Source organism: Actinomyces sp. S6-Spd3 (genome assembly GCF_000758755.1).
Taxonomy (GTDB): Bacteria; Actinomycetota; Actinomycetes; order Actinomycetales; family Actinomycetaceae; genus Pauljensenia.
The window spans coordinates 1-642 of sequence record NZ_JRMV01000109.1 but is presented as its reverse complement, the minus strand read 5'-3'; the positions used below and the strand labels follow the sequence as shown (position 1 = coordinate 642).

Annotated in this window: 1 protein-coding gene; it reads left to right on the top strand. The window is 54.2% G+C overall.

Annotation, left to right across the window (positions count from 1 at the left end; all coding sequences use genetic code 11):
- On the top strand, positions 1 to 426 hold a 426-nt coding region (locus HMPREF1627_RS00665), incomplete at its 5' end, for a substrate-binding domain-containing protein (protein ID WP_158705784.1).
- Positions 427 to 642: the final 216 nt, after the last annotated feature.

Below are 642 nucleotides of genomic sequence, written 5' to 3'. Positions count from 1 at the left end.
ATTCATAGGGCTACGCTAGAGTGCGCACGCGAACGCGGTTTTCACCTGGAGCAGATGCTGCTACCCGTGAACTTCCTTGCTGCCCAGCAGGTCATTTCTCTAATGCGCGACAATGCGGATGAGCATCCGGTGATTATTACCGACAACATGCCGGTTGCGGAGGGCGTGATCGGTTTTGCTACGGATCACGGCCTTGAGCTGGCTCGCGATTACTCGATTATGACGCTGGGCGGTCAGATCGGTTACACGGCTGATACGGCGTTTGATTTGTCGGAGGTCTCAACGGACCGCGAGCAGATGGGGCGCCAGTGCGTGGATCTGCTGGTTGGCGCCTCGCGCGCGAAGTCCGTTGAGGACCTCCCAAATAGTGTGGTTTGTGAGCCTAGTTTTATTGATCGAGGCTCGCTTGCGAACCTGAATGAATAAAACTTTCTATTCGTTCAAGTTCAGTAGTTCGAACTCGTCGAGGCTCCAATTGAGCGGCTCGGGAATCGTGCCGTAACATGAACTGCCCTCGCCACCAGTACAGGTGACGAGGGCAGTGTCAGTATTCGGTTATCTCAGTTTTCTCGAGATTCGCGAGGAAGCGTTTTAGCTTTCGCGTTGGAAAGACATGGTTGCTTCGTAGGTCTGTTCGGACGG